We start from the raw sequence: 23,360 nt of genomic DNA, 5'->3' as shown, positions 1-23,360 counted from the left end.
GTGGGGGGCTCCGGCGGACGCAGTGCAATCCCCTTCAAACCGCCCCAATCCCTGCCCCACCCCAACCTCCCCCAGACTTGGGGGAGGTGCGAGCCTAAGCGAGCGGAGGGGGCGCCCCGCGGGTCGCGCCAACCCCTCCCTTACTCCGCCGCCTCATCACTCCCGCACTCCCGCACTTTCGCACTCCCGCACTCCCTACCTCGCCCGCTGCCTCCGCATCATGTCGCGGCGGCTGGAGCCGCGCTCGGCGGCCTCCGCCGGCACCGGCGGAGCGGCGGGCTCGCCGTCGCGGGCGGGCTCCAGGTGCGCGGCCAGCGCGGCGACGGTGGGGAACTGGAACAGCTCCACGATGCTCACCTCGCGCCCCAGCGCCACGGCCAGCCGCTCCTGCATCCGCGCCACCAGCATGGAGTGCCCGCCGATCTCGAAGAAGTTGTCGTCCAGCCCCACCGTTTCGATCCCCAGCACCTCCGTCCACACCTGCGCGATACGGCGCTCCACCCCGCTTTGCGGGCGGGCGGCGGCGCGGGGCTCGGCGGCGGGCGCGGGGAGCGCCTTGCGGTCCACCTTGCCGTTGGGGGTCTGCGGCAGCTTGTCCATGACCACGAAGGCGGAAGGGACCATGTAGTCCGGAAGCCGCGCGCGCAGGTGCGCCCGCATCCCGGCGGCATCCGGCGCGTCGCCGCCCTCGGCGGGCGACACGTACGCCACCAGCCGGCCGCCGTGCTCGCTGCGCAGGACGACGGCGGCCTGCGCCACGGCGGGGTGCGTCAGCAGCGCCACCTCGATCTCGCCGATCTCGATGCGGTAGCCGCGCAGCTTGACCTGGTGGTCGGTGCGGCCCTGGAACTCCAGCTCGCCGTTGGGCAGCCAGCGCACCCGGTCGCCCGTGACGTACATCCGCGACCCCGGCGCGCCGAACGGGTTCGGGATGAACCGCTCCGCCGTCATCGCGGGCTTCGCCAGGTAGCCGCGGGCCAGCCCCACGCCGGCCACGTACAGCTCGCCGGGCACGCCCACCGGCACGGGCTGCATCCGCCCGTCCAGCACGTACGCCTGCTGGTTGGGGAGCGGCCGGCCGATCGGCGGCAGCGACACGCCGGCCGGCGCCACGTCGGCGGCGGTGCTGACGCAGGAGTTTTCGGCGGGGCCGTACAGGTTCAGCAGCGTCAGCCCCGGGGGCGGGCGGCGGCCCAGCGCCTCGCCGCCGGTCAGGATCATCCGCAGCGCACGGGGCCGGGGGGCGCCGCGCGCCATCTCGTCCAGCGCCGCGTGGGCAATGGGCGTGGGGGTGTCCCAGATGGTGATGCCGCGCGCGTCCACCCAGCGCAGCAGCCCGGGGGGGTCCAGCCGCAGCGCGTCGGGAACCACGTGCACGGTGGAGCCGGCGGTGAGCGGCCCCCACACGTCCAGCACGCTCACGTCGAAGGTGGGCGCCACCAGCATGGTGCTGTGCTCCCCCGGGCCCATGCCGCACGCGCCGCGGTACCACGCCGCCAGGCTCGACAGCCCGCGGTGCGGCACGGCCACGCCCTTGGGGCGCCCGGTGCTGCCGGAGGTAAAGATGATGTACGCAAGGTTGTCGGGGTCGACCTTCACCTCCACGGGCGCGAGCGATTCCGCCGCCAGCGCGGCGGCCTCCTCGTCCAGCGCGATCACGGCGGCGTCCGTGGCGGGAAGCCGGTCGCGCAGCCCCGCGCGGGTGAGCACGGCCACGGCGTCGGCCGTCCCCAGCATGTACGCGGCGCGCTCGGCCGGGCCGGTGGGGTCCAGCGGCAGGTAGGCGCCGCCGGCCTTGAGCACCGCCACCGCCGCCACGGCCATGGCGGCGGAGCGCTCCAGCATCACCGCCACCCGCCGGTCCGGCCCCACGCCCATCCGCCGCAGCCGGTGCGCAAGCTGGGTGGCCCGCGCGTCCAGCTGGCCGTAGGTCAGGCTCTCCTCCTCGCCCAGCACGGCCGGCGTGTCCGGGATCCGCGCCACCCACCGCGCCAGCAGCACCTGGGCGGGCGTGGCGTCCTCCTCCGCCTCCGTGCGGTTCCACTCCTGGATCACCCGCCGCCGCTCGTCGTCCCCGATCATCGCCAGCGTGGAGACGGGCGCCTGGGGATCGGCGGCGGCGGAGGCCAGCAGGGCGCGCAGGTGCTCGGCCAGGCGCCGCATGGTGGACGCGTCCCACAGGTCCGCCGCGTACGAGATGGCGCAGCGCAGGCGTCCGTCCGTCTCGGCCCCGGTCAGCGTCAGGTCCACCTTGGCGGGGGTGTCCTCGAAGTCCGTGGCCTGGATGCGCAGGTCCGCGAAGGCGGCCTCGCTGTCCGGGGCGCCGGGGATCATCGAGAACATCACCTGGAACAGCGGGTGGCGCGCCACGCTGCGCTCGATCCGCAGCTCTTCCACCAGCCGCTCGAAGGGGACGTCCTGGTGCGCGAACGCGTCCAGCGCCGTCTCGCGCACCCGCCCCAGCAGCTGCGCAAAGGTGGGGTCGCCGGAGAGGTCCGTCCGCAGCGCCAGCGTGTTCAGGAAGACGCCGATGAGCCCCTCCGTCTCGCGCGGCGTGCGCCCGGCGATGGGGCTGCCCACGATGACGTCGTCCGTCCCCGACCAGCGCTGCAGCAGGAGCTGAAAGCCGGCCAGCAGCACCATGAAGGGCGTGGCGCCGTTGCGCCGGGCCAGCTCGCCCAGGGCGGCGGAAAGCTCCGCGCCCAGGTCCACGTCCACCTCGGCGCCGCGAAAGCTCTGCACCGGGGGGCGCGGCCGGTCCATGGGCAGGTCCAGCGTGGCGGCGCCGTCCAGCCGCGCGCGCCAGTACGCCAGCTCGGCCTCCAGCGCCTCGCCCCGCATCCGCCGGCGCTGCCAGATGGCGTAGTCGGCGTACTGCACGGCGAGCGGCGGCAGCGCGGCCTCCCTGCCGTCGCGGGCGGCGGCGTACAGCACCTCCAGCTCGTCGAACAGCACGTCCATCGACCAGGCGTCGCCCGCGATGTGGTGCAGCGACAGCAGGAGCAGGTGGTCGTCGCTTGCCACGCGCAGCAGGCGCGCGCGGATCACGGGGCCGTGCTCCAGGTCGAAGGTGGCCTCCATCTCCTCCCGCGAGTACCACCGCATCTCCTCCTCGCGCTCGGCGTCCGGAAGCGCGGAGAGATCGAGGACCGGCAGGGGCAGACGGAGCTCGGGGAGGATGCGCTGCACCGGCTGGCCGTCCACCATGGGAAAGACGGTGCGCAGCGCCTCGTGCCGCGCCACCACGCCGTCCAGCGCGCGGCGCAGGGCGCCGGCGTCCAGCGGCCCCCGCAGCCGCAGCGACATGGGCATGTTGTAGACGTTGCCCGCCGCGCCCATCCGCTCCACGAACCAGAAGCGCTGCTGGGCAAAGGAAAGCGGCAGGTCGCCCTCGCGCGGCTGCGGCACCAGCGGCGGCGCGGGGACGGCGCCGCCCGCGCGCGCGGCCACGGCCCGCGCCGCCACCCCGGCGATGGTGGGCTCCTCGAACAGCGCCCGCAGCGGCAGGTCGGCCCCCAGCGCCTCGCGGACGCGGGAGACCACCTGCGTGGCGCGCAGCGAGTGCCCGCCCAGGTCGAAGAAGTTGTCGTGCACGCCGGGGCGCGTCCCCAGCACCTGCTCGAAGATGTCCGCCACCAGCGCCTCCGCCGGGGTGCGCGGCGGCACCTTTCCAGCCGGCGCGGCGGCCGGCCCGGGGGCGGGAAGGGCGCGGCGGTCCACCTTGCCGTTGGCGTTCAGCGGCAGCCGGTCCAGCACCACGAACTCGGAGGGGACCATGTGCGCGGGGAGCATGGACGAGAGCGCCCGCCGCAGCTCCGCCGCCGCGGGCTGCGCATCCCCCGCCGGGGTGACGTAGCCCACCAGCCGCGCGTCGCCCGGCGTGTCCTCGCGCGCCACCACGGCCGCCGCGGCGACTTCGGGGAGCGAGGCCAGGGCCGCCTCCACCTCGCCCGGCTCGATGCGGAAGCCGCGCACCTTTACCTGGAAGTCGGCGCGCCCCAGGAAGTCCAGCTGCCCGTCGGGCCGCCAGCGGACGCGGTCGCCGGTGCGGTACATCCGCGCGCCGGGCTGGCCGCCGAAGGGGTCGGGGACGAAGCGCTCGGCCGTGAGCGCCGGCCGCGCCAGGTATCCGCGCGACACGCCCACGCCGCCGATGAACAGCTCGCCCGTGGCGCCGGGCGCGACCAGCCGCAGCCCCGCATCCACCACCCACGCCCCCACCCCCGGCGCCGGCACCCCGATCGGCGACGGCTCGCCGCCATGCAGCGGCCCCGCGTGGGTGCAGAAGATGGTGATCTCGGTGGGCCCGTAGACGTTCACCAGCGCCGACACCGCGCCCCAGCGGCGCGCCACCGGCTCCGGCAGCGCCTCGCCGCCCACGAAGACGGTGCGCAGCTCCGGCAGGCCGCCCTCCGGCGTGGCCGCCAGCATGGTCGGCACGGCGACGAGGACGCTGATGCGCTCCTCGCGCAGCAGCGCCGCCATGTCGGGCCCGGGGGCGATGCGCTCGCGGCGGGCCAGCACCAGGCAGCCGCCGTGCAGCAGCGCCGTGCCCAGCTCCATCACGAACAGGTCGAAGGTAAAGGGGATGGCCTGCAGCACCCGCGCGCCCGCCGCCACCCGCGGCGCCCCCGCCCCTACCGCCGTCGGGATCCCCCGGTGCGGGACCACCACGCCCTTGGGGATGCCGGTGGAGCCGGAGGTGTACAGCACGTACGCCGCCCCGTCCGCATCCACCTCCACGTCCAGCGGACCGGACGGTTCGGACGCCGCCGCCGCTTCCTCCGCGGCGACGTCCACGACGGGGACCAGGTCCTCCATCCCCGCCGCCAGGTCCCCCGACGTCAGCAGGACGGCGGCGCCGGAGTCGGCCAGCACGCGCCGCCGCCGCTGGGCCGGGTCGCGCGGATCCAGCCCCAGGAATGCGCCGCCGGCCTTCATCGCCGCCAGCACGGCCAGGGGAAGCTCCAGCGAGCGCTCCAGCGACACCGCCACCACGGAGTCGCGCCGGACGCCGCGGGCGCGGAGGCGCCGGGCCAGGCGGCTGGCGCGCGCGTCCAGCTCGGCGTAGGTGACGGTGCGCCCCTCCATCTCCAGCGCGGGCGCATCCGGCGTGCGCGCGGCCTGCGCCTCGAACAGCCGGTGCACGGTGGCGGACGCATCCACCGCCGGGCCGCGGGCCCACGCCTGCACCGTCTGCCGCTCCCCCTCCGTCAGCACCTCCGCCCGGGCCAGCGGGAGGGATGCGGACGCGGTCAGGGCGTCCAGCGCGGCGAGCAGCGTGTCCAGGATGCGCCCGGCGTCCTCGGCCCCGAACCGCCGCGGGTCGTAGTTCAGCCGCAGCTCGATCTCGGCGTTCGGCACCACGACGAGCGTCAGCGCGTAGTTCACGCGCTCGCCCACGTCGGCCGTCACCTGGTGCACGGGATCGTCCTCGTCGCCCGCGTCGATGGGGGCGTTCTCGAAGACGTAGGCGCTCTCGAAGAGCGGCCGGTCGCGGGGAACGGCGCTCCACCCCTGCACGTCCACCAGGCTCACGTGCTCGTGCTGGCGGATTTCGCCCTGGGCCTGCTGCAGGCCGCGCAGCCACTCGCCCACGGAGCCGGCCTCCGGCACCCGCACGCGGACGGGAACGGTGTTGATGAACAGCCCGATGATCTGCTCCACCCGCGGCAGCTCGGCCGGGCGCCCCGCCACCACCATCCCGAACAGCACGTCGCGTTCGCCCGACCAGCGCGCCAGGGTGAGCGCCCACGCGCCCTGCATCACCGTGCTGGGGGTGACGGCCACCTCGCGGGCGAACTCGCCCAGCCGCCGCTGCTGCGCGGAGGAAAGGCGCCGGCGGGCGCTAGCGTGCTCCTCGGCCACCACGGCGCCGCCGCGGTCCAGCGGCAGCGGCGTGGGCGTGGCGAAGCCGTCCAGCGCGGCGCGCCAGAACGCCTCGGCGGCGGCGGGATCCTGCTTCTGCAGCCACGCCACGTAGTCGCGGTAGCGGGGCGCGGGGGGCAGGTCCAGCGTGCGGCCTTCGAGCTCGGCGCGGTAGAAGGCGTCCACGTCGGCCCACAGCAGCGGCGTGGACCAGCCGTCCAGGATGACGTGGTGAAAGGTGAAGACGAACAGCCACCGGTCGCCGTCCAGCCGGATGTAGGTGCACCGCAGCAGTGGGGCCTTCGTGAGATCGAAGCCGCGCCGCCGGTCTTCGGCGAGGAACTCGGCCAGGTCCGCGCGCCACGCCTCGTCCGGCCGGCCGGTCCAGTCCAGCCGCTGCACGGGCACCTGCGCCTCGCGGAAGACCACCTGCAGCGGCTGCGGCACCTTCTGCCACAGCAGCCCGGTGCGCAGGGCGGGGTGGCGGTCCACGGTGCGCTGCACGGCGCGGGCGTGGGCGTCCACGTCCAGTCCGCCTTCCACCAGCAGCGGCATCTGCTCCGAGTACGCGCCGCTCTCCGGAGAGTACAGCGCGTGGAAGAGCATCCCCTGCTGGAGGGGGGAGAGCGGGTAGAGGTCCTCGACGTTCTTGCGGCTCACGTGGACGGCCAGAGTGCGAAAGTGCGAAAGTGCGTGAACGATCCGGCTACGACTGACTTCAAGCGCGAGCGGCGGGCGCCCCCTCCGGCTCGCTTAGGCTCGCCACCTCCCCCAAAACTGCTGGGGGAGGTTGGGGGGGGCCGCTGGGGACGTGGCTCGGCGACTTGCGTCGAACTGCGCCCGCGGGGTGCCCCTCCCCCGGCCCCTCCCCGTTCGTTCCTCACGGAGAGGGGAGAATTCGATCCCGCTGCGACGGACTTTCGAGCGCGTCCGGCGGCGCTCAAACCCCACAACGTGGCAGGCACTTGCCCTGCCCCACAGCCGCCAGTCCGCGAAGGCGGCCTTCGTGTGGTCGTTGCAGCGAATTCATTCGCCATTGCCCCGACCACGAGCATCAAACTGCGCCGGGGGAGGGGCACCCCAGCGGGCGCAGTGCATTCCCCCTTCGAACCGCCCGAATCCCTGCCCCACCCCAACCTCCCCCAGACTTGGGGGAGGTGCGAGCCTAAGCGAGCGGAGGGGGCGCCCCGTCCGACGCAGCGCGATGCCCGCCCCCCTACATCTTCGACAGCAGGTCGTCCAGGTCGCCGTCGTCCAGGCCGGCGAGCGCGAAGGGCGAATCGTCCACCGCCGCCGGCTGCGCGTCGGCCGCGTCGGTGGAGGTGGCGACCTCGGCCAGCTCGGCGATGGTCTGGTGCGTGAACATCTGCCGGGGAAGGATGCGGACCCCCCGCTCCGCCGCGCGGGCGATGATCTGGATCGAAAGGATCGAGTCGCCGCCCAGCGCAAAGAAGTTGTCGTGGATCCCCACGCGCTCCACCCGCAGCAGCGTGCTCCACAGCTCCGCCAGCGTCTGCTCCACGGCGGTGCGCGGCGCCTCGTAGCTGTCCGCCTCGGCGGCGGCTTCGGGCGCGGGAAGGGCGCGGAAGTCCACCTTGCCGTTCGGCGTCAGCGGAATCTCGTCCAGGGCGGCAAAGGCCGAGGGCACCATGTACTCGGGCAGCCGCTGCTTCAGGAACCCGCGCAGCTCCGCCGCGTCCGGCGCCGCGCCGTCGCGCGCCACCAGGTACGCCACCAGCCGCCGGTCGCCCGCCACCTCCTCGCGCACGGTCACCACGCACTCGCGCACGGCGGGGTGCGCGCGCAGCGCCGCCTCTACCTCACCCGGCTCGATGCGGAAGCCGCGCACCTTGATCTGCGTGTCCAGCCGGTCCATGAACTCCAGCTCCCCCGCCTCCGTCCACCGCACCCGGTCGCCGGTGCGGTACATCCGCGCACCTGCGTGGGGCGAAAAGGGATCGGGGACGAAGCGCTCCGCCGTCAGCCGCGGCCGGGCCACGTACCCCGCCGACACGCGCCCGCCGCCGATGAACATCTCGCCCGGCACGCCGGTCCCCACCAGCCGGCCACCGGAGTCCAGCACGTAGCAGCGGGTGTCGTCCACCGGCACGCCGATGGAGACGGTGTGCGCGCCGGGCGCCAGGGCGCGCAGCTCGGCGGCGGTGGCCAGGATCACGTTCTCGGCGGGGCCGTACATGTTCAGCAGGCGGCCCGGGGCGCCCCCCTCCAGGCAGGCGCGCACCGCATCGGGGTCCGCCGCTTCGCCGCCGAACGCCAGGTTGCGCAGCCCCGCGAAGGCGCCGGGCACCTCGCGCGCGTGGCGGTTGAACAGCGACGTGGTCAGGAAGACCATGGTGATCTCCCGCTCGCGCAGGGCCCGCGCGTAGGCGGCCGAGTCCAGCAGGACGTCGTGCTCCAGCCCCACGACGGTGGCGCCGTTCCCCAGCCCCAGCCACAGCTCCACCACGGCGCCGTCGAACGAGAGCCCCGACGCCTGCGCCACCCGGTCGCCCGGGGCCACGCGCACCCACTTCGCGCCCACCACCGTGCGCACCAGCGCCCGGTGCTGCGTCATCGACGCCTTGGGCTGGCCGGTGGAGCCCGAGGTAAAGGCCAGGTAGGCGATGGACTCGGGCCGGGCGCGCAGGGGAAGCGGCCCCCCGTCCTCCGCGGCGATGGCGTCCGCGTCGTGCACCAGGTCCAGCGCGGCCACGCCCTCGCGCAGCGCGCCGGCCGGCTCGCCGCCCTCGGTCACCAGCAGGCGGATGCGGGCGTCCTCCATCATCCCCACCAGCCGGTCGGCCGGGTACTCCGGGTCAAGCGGCGCCACGGCCGCGCCCGCCTTCAGGATCCCCACCAGCGCCGCCACCATCGCGGCCGAGGGGCCGGCCGCCAGCCCCACGGGCTCGCCGGGGCGCACGCCCATCGCCAGCAGCCGGCGGGCGAAGCGGTTGGCGCGCGCGTCCAGCTCGGCGTAGGTCCACGCGGCGTCGTGGTACTCCAGCGCGGGCGCGTGCGGGGCGCGGGCGGCGTGCGCCTCGAAGTGCTCCACCAGCGTGCCGTCGACCCCGGCGTTGTGCTCGTCCACGCCCCACGCCAGCAGCCGGCCGCGCTCCTCGTCCGTCATCATCGGCAGGGACGCAAGCGGCACGTCGGGCGAGGCCACGGCGCGCTCCAGCAGCACGCGGCAGTGCTCCATCATCCGCGCGACGGTGGCCTCGTCCCACATGTCGGTGCTGTACTCGCACGCGTTCACCAGCGCGCCCTCGTACTCCAGGGTGGCCAGCGACAGGTCGAACTTGGTGGTGTTGGTCTCCACCAGCGTCACCCCCGTCTCCTGGAACAGCGAGCGCAGGTTGAGCTCGGACTGGAACTCCGAGTCCTTGAGGTGGTGGATGTCGTTGTTGACGAAGGTGTGATGGAAGTACATCACCTGGAACAGCGGGCTGCGCGACGGGTCGCGCTCCGTCGTCATCTCGTCGACGATCTTGTCGAAGGGCAGGTCCTGGTGCGCGTCGGCGTCGAGCACCGCCGTGCGCACCTGGGCCACCAGCTCGGCGAAGGTCATGTCGCCGCGCACCCGGGCGCGGACGGGGGCCGAGTTCACCAGGAACCCCACCAGCCACTCCGTCTCGGCGCGGTTGCGGTTGCCCAGCAGCGTGCCCACCACCAGGTCGTCCTGGCCGCTGTAGCGGTGCAGCATCAGGTAGAAGCTCGCCATGATCACCATGTTCATGGAGGCCCCGGCCTGCACCGAGTACGCGTGCACGCGGCGGGTGAGCGCCGTGGGCCACACGAAGCGGTACATGCTGCCGCGGTAGGTGAGCACCGGCGGGCGCGGGCGGTCGGTGGGCAGCTCCAGCACGGGCGCGCCCTCCAGGTGCCCGCGCCAGTAGTCCACCTGCTGGCGCAGCGTGTCGCCCGTCAGGTACTCGCGCTGCCACTGGCTGTAGTCCGGGTACTGGATCTCCAGCGGCTGCAGGGGATACGGACGGCCGTGCGCGAACGCCTCGTACAGCTGCTCCATCTCGCGCGTCACGATGGGCATGCTCCACCCGTCGGTGGCGATGTGGTGCACGTTCACCAGCAGCGCGCAGTCGGCCTCGCTCACGCGGATCAGGTCCACGCGCACCGTGGGCCCGTTGGCCAGGTCGAACGGCCGCGCCCCCAGCTGGGCGATGCGGGCGCGCACGGCCGCGTCGGTGGCGGGCTCGCCGCCGGGTCCGCGCATGTCCGACACGTCCACGCGGACGGGGTACGGCGGCTGCACGATCTGCCGGGGCTCGCCGTCCACCAGGCGAAAGACGGTGCGCAGCGACTCGTGGCGGGTGATGATCTCGGTGAACGCGCGCTCCAGGACCGCCACGTCCACGCGCGCCGAGATCAGGCACCCCATGGGGATGTTGTAGAACGGGTTTCCCGGCTCCATCTGGTCCAGGAACCACAGCCGCTCCTGGGCGTAGCTCATGGGGAACACGGGCCCGCCGCCCACGCGCCGGATGGCGTGCCTGTTCACCGCCGGCTTTGCCTGGCCGCGGATGCGCTTTTCCAGAAGCAGGCGCTGGGCGTCGGAAAGACGGTCCCGCGAGCGCGTGGTGGTCGGTGCGTCCATCGTTCTTTGCTGTCCTGAAAAGTTGACTTCGTAGACAAACGTTCTCGATACGGCGAACTGCATCCTGCTGCGCCGGCGGGGTGCCCCTCCCCCGGCCCCTCCCCGTTCGTTCCTCACGGAGAGGGGAGAATTCGAGCGCGCTCCGGACGGTTCCGGCTGCGTCCGCGGGCGCCCCCACCGGCTCGCCCAGGCTCGCCACCTCCCCAAAACTGCTGGGGGAGGTTGGGGGTGGCCGATGGGACCGTGGCGCGACGATTTGCATCGAACTGCGCCCGCGGGGTGCCCCTCCCCCGGCCCCTCCCCGTTCGTTCCTCACGGAGAGGGGAGAATTCGGTCCCGCTCCGGAAAGCCTGTCGGGCGCGTCACCCTCCCCCGCGCTGTTTGCGGGGGAGGGACGGGGTGGGGGCCCGTCGAACGCAGTGCGATCTCCATCGAACCGCCCGATTCCCTGCCCCACCCCAACCTCCCCCAGACTTGGGGGAGGTGCGAGCCTAAGCGAGCGGAGGGGGCGCCCCGCGGGTCACCCGTTCACCCCTTCACCCGTTCACCTCTACACCCCCGCCATCTCCAGCGCCTCTTCGTCCGACATCCCCTCGATCTCGGCGACGATGGCGTCCTCGACCAGCGTGGCGAAGCGGGCGATGGTGGGCGCCTCGAAGATGGCCTTGAGCGGCAGCTCCAGCCCCAGCTGCTCGCGGCAGCGCGAGACGATCTGCGTAGCCAGCAGCGAGTGCCCGCCCAGCGCAAAGAAGTCGTCGTGCACGCCGATGGGGGTGATCCCCAGCAGCTCCTCCCACATGGCCGCGATCACCTCTTCCACGTCCGTGCCGGGCGCGTGGAACTCCGTGGCCAGCTGCGGCCGCGCGTACGACCCCAACGACGGGGCCGCCTCCACGCGCTCCACCATGCGCGCCTCCACGCTGCCCGTGGAAAGCAGGACGTGCGGCTCGCCGGCCAGCGTAAGCAGGTGCTCGAAGGCCGCGGCGGCCTCGGCCTCGGCCATCCCGTAGCCCGACGCCGCCTCGTCCGCGTCGAACCAGCGGTCCCAGGCGGCGCTGGTCCAGGGGGTGGCGTCCTCCGCCGTCGTGGCGGCAAAGGCGTCGACCACGGCGTGGGCGGCGGCCACGTCCGCCAGCGCCACCCCGCCCAGCGCCGGCGTCAGCGACGACTCCACCAGCACGAAGTCCATCGTCCGCCCGGCCAGCCCCGCGTGCACGCCGCGCAGCTCGGCCAGCAGCAGCCCCATCCGCCGCTCCCACGCGGCCACGCGCACCTCGCCCACCCCCTCGCGCGGCTGCTCCTGGTGCGCCAGCGGGGCGAAGACGACGCCGTGCACCACGCCGAACGCCGCTTCCACCTCGCGCAGCGCGGCGCGCACCTGCTCCGGCTCGGCGGGGACCACCTGGATGCTGGCGACCTGGGCCCCGGCGGCCTGCAGCGCGCGGGCGCGGTCGATCTGGCGGCGCAGCGGGTCCTCCACGGTGCGCGCCTTGACGATGGGGTCCCAGCCGTCCGGCCGGGGCAGGGTGGGGTCGATGAGGACGATGCGCGCGCCGTAGCGGCGGGCGGCGTGCTCGGCCAGCAGCTCGTTGCGCCCGCGCATCCCCCCGATGAACACGTACACGCCGCCCTCGCGCAGCACCGGCGCGGCCACCGGCGCGGGGCGCACGGACTCGTAGCCGCGCACCCAGCGGTGCCGGCCCCGCAGCGCCACGGCGCGGTCCGCGCCCGCCAGCGCCTCGGCGGCCAGGCGCGCGCCCATCGCCCGCGCCTCCGCGTCCGTCCCCGGGACGACGACGTCCACCACCCGCGCGGCCACGTTCTGCAGCTCCACGCGCACCGCCGCCGCCGCGCCGAAGAGCGCGGCGCGCGCCGGGTCGGTCGCCTCGCCGCCGCTGACCTCGGCCGCGCCGCGGGTGGCGGCCACCAGCTCCAGCGGCGCCGCGCGGCCCAGCCCGTCCGCCAGCATCAGCACGTCCACCTGCCCGCGCTCGGCGGAGTCCTCGATCCCCCACAGGTGCAGGGCCATCGGCACACCGCCGTCGTCCGCCAGCGCGTCGGCCAGCTTGCGATGGTCTTCGCGCGACGCGGGGCGCATCGTCCACCCCTCCGCCGTCCGCGCGAACGCGCCGCCGGGGCGCACGACCAGCGGCTGGCGGCCGTGCGCCCGCAGCGCCTCCACCGCGCCCCCGGCCAGCGGCGAATCGTCCGCGAACACCAGCACCCGCCCGTCGCCGAAGGCCGGGCGCGGCGCGGCGGTGCGGCGCCACGAGGGGACGTACAGCCACTCGGCCGGGTTCGCCCGCCGCCCGCCGCGCTTCGCGGCCTCGACCGCGCCCGGCTTCGGCGCCTCGATCCAGTAGCGCTGCTTTTCCCAGGGATAGGTGGGAAGCGGCACCCGGTTCAGCCGCTCACCCGCGTGGAAGCCGGCCCAGTCCGGCGTGATCCCGGCCAGCCAGATCCGCCCCAGCGCGCCCAGCAGGAACGCGGCGTCCGGCGTGCGGTCGTACGGGTAGCGGATGGAGGGGATGACGGGCACCTGCCCCGCGTCGCCGCGCTGGCGCACGAAGGTGGACAGCGTCTGCCCCGGCCCGACCTCGACCAGGACGCGCCCCGGCGCGCGCAGCAGCTCGCCCACGCCGCGGTCGAAGCGGACGGTCTCGCGGGTGTGGCGCGCCCAGTAGCGCGCGTCCGTCGCCTCGTCGGCCGTGATCCAGGTGCCGGTGACGTTGCTCACCATCGGCACCTTCGGCGCGTTCAGCCGCATCCGCCGCACGAGCGTCTCGACGGGGCCCACGACCGGGTCCATCATCGGCGAGTGGAAGGCGTGGGTGGCGGCCAGCGGGCGCGCCACGTGCCCCGCGTCCGCCAGCCGCCGGCGCACCGCGTCCACCGCGTCCGCCGGCCCGGCGACCACGCACAGCTCCGGTGCGTTCACCGTGGCGATCGCGGTCCCCTCGACGAGGAACGCCGCCGCCCGCTCCGCGGAAAGCGGCACGGCCAGCATCGCCCCGCCGGGGAGCGCGCCGATCATCCGCGCCCGCTCGGCGACCAGGGAGAGCGCGTCCTCCAGCGAGAAGATCCCGGCGATGCAGGCGGCGGCGTACTCGCCCAGCGAGTGGCCGATGACGGCTTCGGGGACGATCCCCCAGCTCATCCACAGCTTCGCCAGCGCGTACTCGATGACGAACACCGCGGGCTGCGCCAGCTCGGTGCGGTTCAGCCGCTCCGCGGCGGGATCGGCGGAGTCCGCGCGGCCCAGCATGGCCCGGAGGTCGATGCCGGCGGACGGGGGCGCCTCCGCCGGCGCGTCGCCGGGAAAGAGCGCTTCGCGCAGGTCCAGGCCGATCAGCGGCCGCAGGATCTCGGCGCAGCGGTCCACCTCGGCGCGGAAGGCGGGCTCCCCGTCGTACAGCCCGCGCGCCATCTGCGGGTACTGGTCGCCCACGCCGGGAAACAGGAAGGCGACGGAGCGGTGCCCGTCCTCGACCGCCGCCGTGGCGATGCGCTCGGGGTGCCGGGCATCCAGCAGCGCCGCCGCGTCCTCGCCGGGGCGGACGACCAGGGTGCGCCGGAAGCCGAACTCGCGGCGCCCCGCCTGCAGCGTCCACGCGACCTCGGCCAGCGGCTGCTGGGGATTCTCGCGCAGGTGCGCCGCCAGCCGCTCCGTGGCCGCGTCCAGCGCGGTGGGGGTGCGGGCGGAAAGGACCAGCAGCTGCGTGCCACGCCGGGCCCGGGAGGGGCGCGCCGCGGGCGCCTCCTGCAGCACCACGTGCGCGTTGGTCCCGCCGATGCCGAACGAGCTGACGGCGGCGCGTCGCGGCGCGTCGTCCTCCGCGTCCCACGCCTCCAGCCGGCTGCTGACGTAGAAGGGCGACGAGGCGAAGTCGATGTTGGGGTTGGGCGCGCGGAAGTGCACCGTGGGCGGCAGGGCGCGGTTCTCCAGCGCCAGCACCGCCTTGACGAAGCCGGTGATGCCGGACGCGGCGTCCAGGTGCCCCACGTTGGTCTTTACCGAGCCGATGGCGGCGAACTGGCGGCGGTCCGTCCAGCCGCGCCACGCCTGGGTGAGCGCCGCGATCTCGATGGGGTCGCCCAGCTCGGTGCCGCTGCCGTGGCCCTCGACGTAGCGGATGGTGGAGGGGTCGACGTCCGCCGCCTCCAGCGCCTCGCGGATGACGGCGGCCTGCCCCTGCACGCTGGGCGCGGTGAAAGCCACCTTCTGCCCGCCGTCGTTGTTGACCGCGGTGCCCTTGATGATGGCGCGGATGGGATCGCCGTCGCGCACCGCGTCTTCGAGCCGCTTCAGCAGCACCACGCCTACGCCGCTCCCCGCCAGCGTGCCGGCGGAGTCGGCGTCGTACGCGCGGCAGTGGCCGTCGGCCGAGTTGATGCCGCCGTGCGCGTAGAAGTAGCCGGTGTGGTTGGGCACCACCACGGTGGCGCCGCCGGCCAGCGCCACGTCGCACTCGCCGTGCAGCAGCGCCTGGGTCGCCACGTGCAGGGCGACGAGCGAGGTGCTGCACCCCGTCTGCACGCTGAGCGAGGGGCCGCGCAGGTTGAGCTTGTACGAGGTGCGGGTGGCCAGGAAGTCCTTGCCGCTTCCCACGTTGAGCTGAAAGTCGCCGATGGCGGCGGCCAGCTCGCGGTTGGGGCGCACGTTGTCCTGCGTGTAGTACGGCGTTCCCGATCCGCCAAAGACCCCGATGGGGCCTTCGAAGCGCGCCGGGTCGATCCCCCCGTTCTCCAGCGCCTCCCAGCAGCACTCCATGAAGATGCGGTGCGAGGGCTCCAGCGCCTCGGCCTCGCGCGGGCTGTAGCCGAAAAAGGCGGCGTCGAAGTGCTCCACGTCGTTCAGCGACCCGAACGCCGGCACGTACGCGGGGTCCGAGATCTCGTCCTCGGGGACGCCGGCGGCGCGCAGCTCGGCGGGGGTGAAGCGGCGGATGGCCTCGACGCCGTCGCGCAGGATGCCCCAGAAGGCCCGCAGGTCGTCGGCCCCGGGAAAGCGTCCCGCCATCCCGATGACCGCCACCTCCGGCAGCCCCTCGTACTCGTTCTCCATGTCCGGCTCGAAGCTCATGGTCCTGATCCGATTCGATTGAAAGCGGCCGAGGCCGCGGTTGTGGTTCTTCTGGTGCTTCTGGTTCTTCTGGTGCTCCGGACGGTCCGGGCTGCGTCCGCGGGGGTGCCCCTCCCCCGGCCCCTCCCCGTTCGTTCCTCACGGAGAGGGGAGAATTCGATCGTGTTGCGGACAGTGCCGGCTGCGTCCGCAGGGCGCCCCCACCGGCTCGCCTAGGCTCGCCACCTCCCCCAAAACTGCTGGGGGAGGTTGGGGTGGCCGAGGCACTGTGCCTCGACGAAAGGCATCTGTCTGCGTCCGCGGGGGGCCCCTCCCCCGCGCCGTTTGCGGGGAGGGACGGGGTGGGGGCACCGGCGGACGCAGTGCGAACCCGATCGGAATCACCCCAATCCCTGCCCCACCCAACCTCCCCCAGCAGTTTTGGGGGAGGTGCGAGCCTAAGCGAGCGGAGGGGGCGCCCCGCGGGTCGCGCCCTACTCAGCCACCCATCCCCTTCACCCCTTCACCCCTTCACCCCTTCACCCCTTCACCCCTTCACCCTACCTCCGCCGCTTCAACAGCTCCCGCCGCGCGGAACCACGCCCCCGCTCCGCCGGCTTCTCCGCGTCCTCGGGCTCGGCGGGGCGCGCGGAGGCGTCGAGGTACGCGGCCAGCGACGCCACGGTGGGGTACTGGAACAGGTCGATCACCGAGACCACCCGCCCCAGCCGGGTGCGCAGCGCGCCCTGCAGCCGCGCCACCAGCAGCGAGTGCCCGCCCACCTCGAAGAAGCTGTCGTTGAGCCCCACGTCACGGTCCAGCACCTCGCGCCAGGCCTGGGCAATGGCCTGCTCCAGCGCGCCCTGCGGCTCCGCGGCCGGCGCCGCGGGCGCGGGGGCGGAATCGGGGAGCGCGGCATGGTCCACCTTGCCGTTGGGCGTCTTGGGAAGGGCGTCCATCACCACGATCTCCTGGGGAACCATGTAGTCCGGCAGCACCCCGCGCAGGTGCGCGCGCAGCGCCGGGGGCGCGGCCGCGCCGGCCGGCGCGGCCACCCACGCCATCAGCCGCCGCTCGCCGCGCGCGTCGGGACGCACCAGCACCACCGCGTCGCGCACCCCGGGCACCTCCATCAGCCGCGCCGCCACCTCGCCCGGCTCGATGCGGAAGCCGCGCACCTTGGCCTGCTGGTCCAGCCGCCCCAGGAACTCCAGCCGCCCGTCCGGCAGCCAGCGCACCCCGTCGCCGGTGCGGTACAGCCGCCCGCCGTCGCCAAAGGGGTCGGGAACGAAGCTGGCCGCCGTCAGCGCGGCGCGCCCCAGGTACCCGCGCGCCAGCCCCACGCCGCCCAGGTACAGCTCGCCCGGCACCCCCACCGGCACCGGCTCGCCCGCGCGGTCCAGCACGTACGCCCGCAGGTTGTCCAGCGGCCGCCCGATCGGCGGGGTGCGCCCGTCGGCTTCGACGCGCCCCGAGACGGCCACCACCGTGCACTCGGTGGGGCCGTAGGCGTTGTGCAGCTCCAGCGTCGCCGCCCACCGCGCCGAGGCGGGGGCGCTCAGCGCCTCGCCCCCCGCCTGCACCACGCGCAGCGCCGGCAGCTGCGCGGGGTCCAGCACCGTCAGCAGGGCGGCCGGCATCAGTAGCGCGGTGATCCGCTCCCGGCGCAGGGTGTCCATCAGCGGCTCCCCCGCCAGCAGCGCCTCGCGGGGCGCCAGCACCAGCGTGCCCCCCGCCACCAGCGTCGCCCACACCTCCATCGCGGCCACGTCGAACGAGAGCGACGCGTGCTGCAGCACCCGGTCGTGGGCGCCCATCGCCATCCGCGACCGGTTGAGCCACTCCAGGTTGGGAATCCCCCGGTGGGTGACCCCCACCCCCTTGGGACGGCCGGTGGAGCCGGAGGTGTAGATCACGTACGCCAGCTGGTCGGGGTGCACCCCGGCCGCGGGCGCCCGCGCGGGCCGCGCGGCGATGGCCCCCGCCTCGGCGCGCAGGTCCACCACCTCGGGAAGGCCGGTGCCCGCCAGCGACGCGGGAAGGGGCCCGTCGCACACCACCAGGCGCGCCCCCGAGTCGGCCAGCATGTAGCGCAGGCGCTCGCGTGGATACGCGGGCTCCAGCGGCAGGTACGCGCCCCCCGCCTTGAGCACGGCCAGCATGGCGACCACCGTCTCCGGCGCCCGCTCCGTCACCACGGCCACCACCGACTCGGCCCCGGCGCCCCGCGCGGCCAGGTGGTGCGCCAGGCGGCTGGCGGCTTCGTCCAGCTCGCCGTACGTGACCGTCCGCCCCCCGAACGAGAGCGCCGGCCGGTGCGGCGCGCGCGCCGCCTGCTCCGCGACCAGCGCGTGCACGGGGCCCGGCGAGACGGGGTGGTCCGCGCCGCTCCACTCCTCCAGCACGCGCCGCCGCTCGTCGCCCCGCAGCAGGCCGGGAAGGCGCGAAACCGCGCGGTCCGGGTCGGCCGCCAGCGACGCCAGCAGGGCCGTGAAGTGCCGGCCCATCCGCTCCACCGTCTCGTGGTCGAACAGGTCCGCCGCGTACTCGATGCCGCCCACCAGCCCCTCGCCCGAGAGCTCCAGCTGCATCGTCAGGTCGAACTTGGCCGTCCCCGTGTCGACCGGATCCAGCCGCGCCTCCACCGCCCCCAGCGGGGGAAGCACCTCCGTGGGCTGGGCCACGGAAAAGGTGACCTGGAAGACGGGGTGGCGGCTTACGCTGCGCTCCACCCGCAGCTCGTCCACCAGGCGCTCGAAGGGGACGTCCTGGTGCGCGAACGCGCCCACGATCCCCTCGCGCACGCGGCGCACGACGTCGCGGAAGGCGGGGTCGCCGGCCAGGTCGGTGCGCAGGGCCAGCGTGTTGACGAACAGCCCCACCATCCCCTCGGTCTCGGGCCGCCCGCGCCCCGCCACCGGCGCGCCCACCACCACGTCGTCCTGCCCCGAGAGGCGCGCAAGGAGAAGCTGAAAGGCGCCCAGCAGCACGGCGAAGCGGGTGGCGCCTTCGTCGCGCGCCAGCGCGTCCACCGCCCGCGCGGTCTGCGCGTCCACGTGGAACTCCACCTGTCCGCCGCGAAAGCTGGGGGTGGCGGGGCGGGGCCGGTCCAGCGGCAGCTCCAGCGCGGGCGCACCCGCCAGCCGCTCGCGCCACCAGCCGATCTGCCGCTCCAGCCGCTCGCCGGTCAGCCACTGCCGCTGCCAGGCGGCAAAGTCCGGGTACTGCACGGCCAGCGGCGGCAGCGCCGGGACATGGCCGTCCGCGTGCGCCGCGTACAGCTGCGCCAGCTCGCGGAACACGATCCCCATCGACCACCCGTCGGCGACCGCGTGGTGCAGCGCCAGCAGCAGCGTCCACTCGCCCTCGGCCCGCCGCACCAGCGACGCGCGGAACAGCGGCCCCGTGGCCACGTCGAACGGGCGGCGCGCGTCCTCGGCCGACATCCGCTCCACCTCGCGCTCCGCCAGGTCCAGCGGAAGGATGGACAGGTCGGCGAGGGGAAGGTCGAAGGGCTCCGGAGCGGCCACCACCTGCAGCGGCCGCGAATCCCGCTCCGGGAAGACGGTGCGCAGCGCCTCGTGCCGGTGCACCAGGTCCTGCAGCGCGCGCCGCAGCGCCTCGGCGTCCACCGCCCCGTGCAGGCGCACGCGGTACGCGATGGTGTACAGGGCGCTCCCGGGAAGCAGGCGGTCCAGGAACCACATCCGCTCCTGCGCAAAGCTCAGCGGCAGCGCGCCGTCGCGGGAAATGGGGACGATGTCGCTTCCCGCGTCCCCGCCCGCGGCGCGGACGGCGTCGATGCGCGCCGCCATCTCGCGCAGCGACGCCGCCTCGAACACGGCGCGGATCGGCACGTCCACGCCAAAGGCGCCGCGGATGCGCGCCAGCAGCTGCATGGCCAGCAGCGAGTGCCCGCCCATGGCGAAGAAGCCGTCCTCGCGCCCCGCGGGCCTGCCCAGCAGCGCCTCCCACACGGCGGCGAGCGCGCGCTCCGTCTCCGTCTCCGGCGCTTCGCCGCTCCCGGTGGCGGCGGCGGGCTCCGCGTCCGGCAGCGCCTTGCGGTCCACCTTGCCGTTGGGCGTCAGCGGCAGGGCGTCCAGCCGCACCACGGCGGTGGGCACCATGAACTCCGGCAGCTCCGCGCGCAGGGCGTCGCGCAGGGCGGCCGGGTCGATGTGCGCGCCCTCCGCCGCCACCACGTACGCCGACAGCATGTCGCTGCGCACCACGGCGGCGGCCTCGCGCACGGCGGGGCTGCGCAGCAGGGCCGCCTCCACCTCGCCCAGCTCCACCCGGTTGCCGCGCAGCTTGACCTGGAAGTCGAAGCGTCCCAGGTACTGCAGCGTGTCGTCGTTCCCCAGCCGCACGCGGTCGCCGGTGCGGTACATCCGCGCCCCCGGCCGGCCGCTGAACGAGTCGGGGACAAAGCGCTCGGCCGTGAGCGCCGGGCGGTTCAGGTAGCCGCGCGACACGATGGCGCCCCCCGCGAACAGCTCTCCCGCCGCGCCGCGGGGCACGGGCCGAAGGGTGCGGTCCAGCAGGTGGAGCACCGCGTTGTCCACCGCCCGGCCGATGGACGCGCCCGCCAGCGGCGAGTCGGGGTCGCAGTCGTGGGTGGTGGTGTGGATGGTGGCCTCGGTGGGCCCGTACAGGTTGATCACCTGCACGTCCAGCCGCGACCGCACCCGCCGCACGATCTCGGTGGCCAGCGCCTCGCCCGCCGCGCCCACGCGCCGCAGGGTGGTGCACGCCTCCAGCTCCGGCTCGGCCACCAGCACGGCCAGCATCGAGGGGACGAACTGCACCATGGTGACCCCTTCGCGGCGGATGGCGTCGACCATGTACGCCGGGTCGCGGTGCCCGCCGGGCGCGGCCAGCATCACCCGCCCGCTTTCCAGCAGCGGCGACCAGAACTCCCAGATCGACGCGTCGAACCCGAAGGGCGTCTTGTGCAGCACCACCCCGTCGCGCCCCAGCGGGTACACGCGGCGCATCCACGCCATGTGGTTCAGCAGCGCCCGGTGCGGCACCTCGACCCCCTTGGGACGGCCCGTGCTGCCGGAGGTGTAGATGACGTAGGCGATCGACTCGGGGTGCACCTCCACCGCGGGCGGCAGGGCGGAGACCTCTTCGATGCGCGCCCACTCCGCGTCCACCGCCACGATCCGCGCGGCCGTGGCCGGCAGGGTGGCGACCAGCCGCGCCTGGGTCAGCAGGACCGACGCGGCGCTGTCCTCCAGCATCCAGGAAATGCGCTCGGCGGGGTACGCGGAGTCGATGGGCACGTACGCCGCCCCCGCCTTTACCGTCGCGACGATGGAGATCATCATCTCCGGCGCGCGGTCCATGCAGATGGCCACGCGCGATCCCGGCCGCACGCCGGCGGCGGCCAGGTGGTTGGCCAGGCGGTTGGCGCGCGCCTCCACCTCGGCGGCCGTCATCCGCCCCCCCTCCCACGAAAGCACCACCGCGTCCGGCACCCGCGCCGTCTGCGCCGCGGCCTGCACGTGCACCGGCGGCAGCCGCAGGTGCTCCGGGTACGCCGCCGCCGCGTTCCAGGCGGCGATCTCGGCGCGCTCGGCGTCCGTCACCGCGTCGAGCGCGGAGATGCGCCGGTCCGGGTGGGCCAGGGCCTGGCCCAGCAGGTGGACGTACTGCTCGCCCATGCGGCGCATGGTGGCCGCGTCGAAGAGGTCGGTGGCGTACTCCAGGTACGCGGTATAGCCGCCGTCCGCCGCTTCCAAGTTCAGCACCAGGTCGAACTTGGCGGTCCGGTGCGGCGCGCTCCGTTCGCGCACCGCCACCCCCGGCAGCCCGAAGCCGCCGGCGGACGCCGCGTCGAACGAGAACACGGCCTGGAAGACGGGGGTGCGGTCCAGCTTGCGCTCCACCCGCAGCTCGTCCACCAGCCGCTCGAAGGGCAGGTCCTGGTGGGCGTACGCGGCCAGCGTGGTCTCGCGGACGCGCCCCGCCAGCTCCCGGAACGTCGGATCGCCGCCCAGGTCCGTCCGCAGCGGCAGGGTGTTGACGAACAGGCCCACCACCGGCTCCGTCTCGGGGCGGTGCCGCCCGGCCACCGGGGTGCCCACCACCACGTCGTCCTCGCCGGCGTAGCGGCCCAGCAGCAGCTGAAAGACGGCCAGCGTGGCCATGAACGGGGTGACGTGCTCCGTTCCCGCCAGCGTGCGGGCCCGCTCCGCCACCTCCGGCGGAATGCGGAAGGTGTGCAGCGCGCCGCGGAAGCTCTGCTGGGCGGGGCGCGCGCGGTCCGCGGGAATCTCCAGCTGGGCGGCGCCCCGCAGCGCGCGGCGCCAGTACGCCGTCTGCGCCTCGAGCGCGTCCCCAACGAGCCACCCGCGCTGCCACGCGGCGTAGTCGGCGTACTGCACCTCCAGCGGCGGCAGCCCCGCGTCGCGCCCCTCCACCCGCGCCGCGTACAGCGCCGGCAGCTCGCGCAGCAAAATGCCGATGGACCAGCCGTCCACCGCCGCGTGGTGCAGCGTCAGGACCAGCACGTGCGCCTCCGCCGCCGTCCGGAAGAGGGCGGCCCGCAGGGGCAGGTCGCGCGACAGGTCGAACCCGCGCCCCGCCTCGGCCTCCACCCGCGCCTCCAGCTCGTCTTCCGCCACCTCGGCGGCGGCGAGCGCGAACGGCTCCGGCGCGGCGACCATGGCGTGGGGCCGCCCGTCGCGGTCCGCGATGCGCGTGCGCAGCGCCTCGTGCCGGGCCGTCAGGTCGCCCAGCGCACCGCGCAGCGCCTCCACGTCCAGCGCCCCGGCCAGGTCCAGGACCAGCGGGATGTTGTACGCGCCCGCCGCGCCGGCGAAGCGGTCCAGGAACCACATCCGCTCCTGCGCAAAGCTGAGCGCCGCCGGCTCGTCCTCCGCGCGGGGGCGGATGGGGGGAATGCCCCCGGTGCCGTCCGCGGCGACGCGCGCCGTCTCCACCTCGGCGGCCAGCGCGGCCAGCGTGGGCGCGGAGAACAGCGTGCGCAGCGGCAGCTCGACTCCCAGCATCCGCGCCACGCGCGACATCAGCCGCGTGGCCAGCAGCGAGTGCCCGCCGCGCTCGAAGAACGAGTCGCCGCGGTGAATGGCGCCCGTGCCCAGCAGCTCGGCCCAGATCCCCGCCAGCACCTGCTCGGTCGGCCCGCGCGGCGGCTCGCCGCCCTCGTCCGCCGCCTGCGCGTCCGGCGCGGGAAGCGCCTTGCGGTCCACCTTGCCGTTGGGCGTCAGGGGGAACGCGTCCAGCGAGACGAAGGCGGAGGGGAGCATGTACTCCGGCAGCCGCTCGCGCAGGAACGCGCGCAGCTCCGCGCCCGCGGGTGTCGCCCGCGGATCGCGCGGGAGGAGATACGCCACGAGCCGCGCGTCGCCGCCCTCCCCGCGCACCGCCGCCACCGCGCCGCCGATGGCCGGATGCGCGCGCAGGGCGGACTCGATCTCCCCCAGCTCGATGCGGAAGCCGCGCAGCTTTACCTGGAAGTCCACGCGCCCCAGGAACTCCAGAACGGAAGTGCGTGAGTGCGTAAGTGCGTCAGTGCGGGAGTTCGCGGCTGCCGGGTCGGCTCCCGGACTCACGCACTCACGCACTTCCGCACTTTCCCGCCGCCGCACCCGGTCGCCGGTGCGGTACAGGCGGCTTCCGGCCGCGCCGAACGCGTCGGGAACGAACCGCTCCGCCGTCAGCCCCGGCCGCCCCAGGTACCCGCGCGCCACGCCCGCCCCGCCGATGAACAGCTCGCCCGGCACGCCCAGCGGCGCCGGGTTCCCGGCCGGGTCCAGCACGTACAGCGTGGTGTTGGCGATCGCCCCG

4 protein-coding genes are annotated in these 23,360 nt (G+C 74.8%); all 4 read right to left on the bottom strand.

What is annotated here, in order from left to right; all coding sequences use genetic code 11:
• Positions 1-195: 195 nt before the first annotated feature.
• The 4 genes from VGC13_RS11995 to VGC13_RS11980 all read right to left on the bottom strand — a co-directional run bounded on the left by VGC13_RS11995 (position 196) and on the right by VGC13_RS11980 (position 23,338).
• The gene (locus tag VGC13_RS11995; RefSeq protein WP_331125499.1) at positions 196-6,528 is read right to left on the bottom strand and encodes an amino acid adenylation domain-containing protein; all 6,333 of its coding nucleotides are present in this window, start codon (positions 6,526-6,528) and stop codon (positions 196-198) included.
• 556 nt (positions 6,529-7,084) lie between these two features.
• Positions 7,085-10,480, bottom strand: a complete 3,396-nt coding sequence (locus tag VGC13_RS11990) for an amino acid adenylation domain-containing protein (RefSeq protein WP_331125498.1) — start codon at positions 10,478-10,480, stop codon at positions 7,085-7,087.
• A gap of 550 nt (positions 10,481-11,030) precedes the next feature.
• On the bottom strand, positions 11,031-15,563 hold the full coding sequence (locus VGC13_RS11985) for a type I polyketide synthase (RefSeq protein WP_331125497.1): 4,533 nt from the start codon (positions 15,561-15,563) through the stop codon (positions 11,031-11,033).
• Between the two features lie 539 nt (positions 15,564-16,102).
• Positions 16,103-23,338, bottom strand: coding sequence for an amino acid adenylation domain-containing protein (locus VGC13_RS11980; RefSeq protein ID WP_331125500.1), 7,236 nt, complete (start codon positions 23,336-23,338; stop codon positions 16,103-16,105).
• Positions 23,339-23,360 lie beyond the last annotated feature (22 nt).

Origin of the sequence: Longimicrobium sp. (assembly GCF_036399255.1) — a bacterium.
In the GTDB taxonomy this organism is placed as follows: Bacteria; Gemmatimonadota; Gemmatimonadetes; order Longimicrobiales; family Longimicrobiaceae; genus Longimicrobium.
The sequence above is the reverse complement of the archived record's forward strand: the minus strand, read 5'-3'. Positions and strand labels throughout refer to the sequence as shown.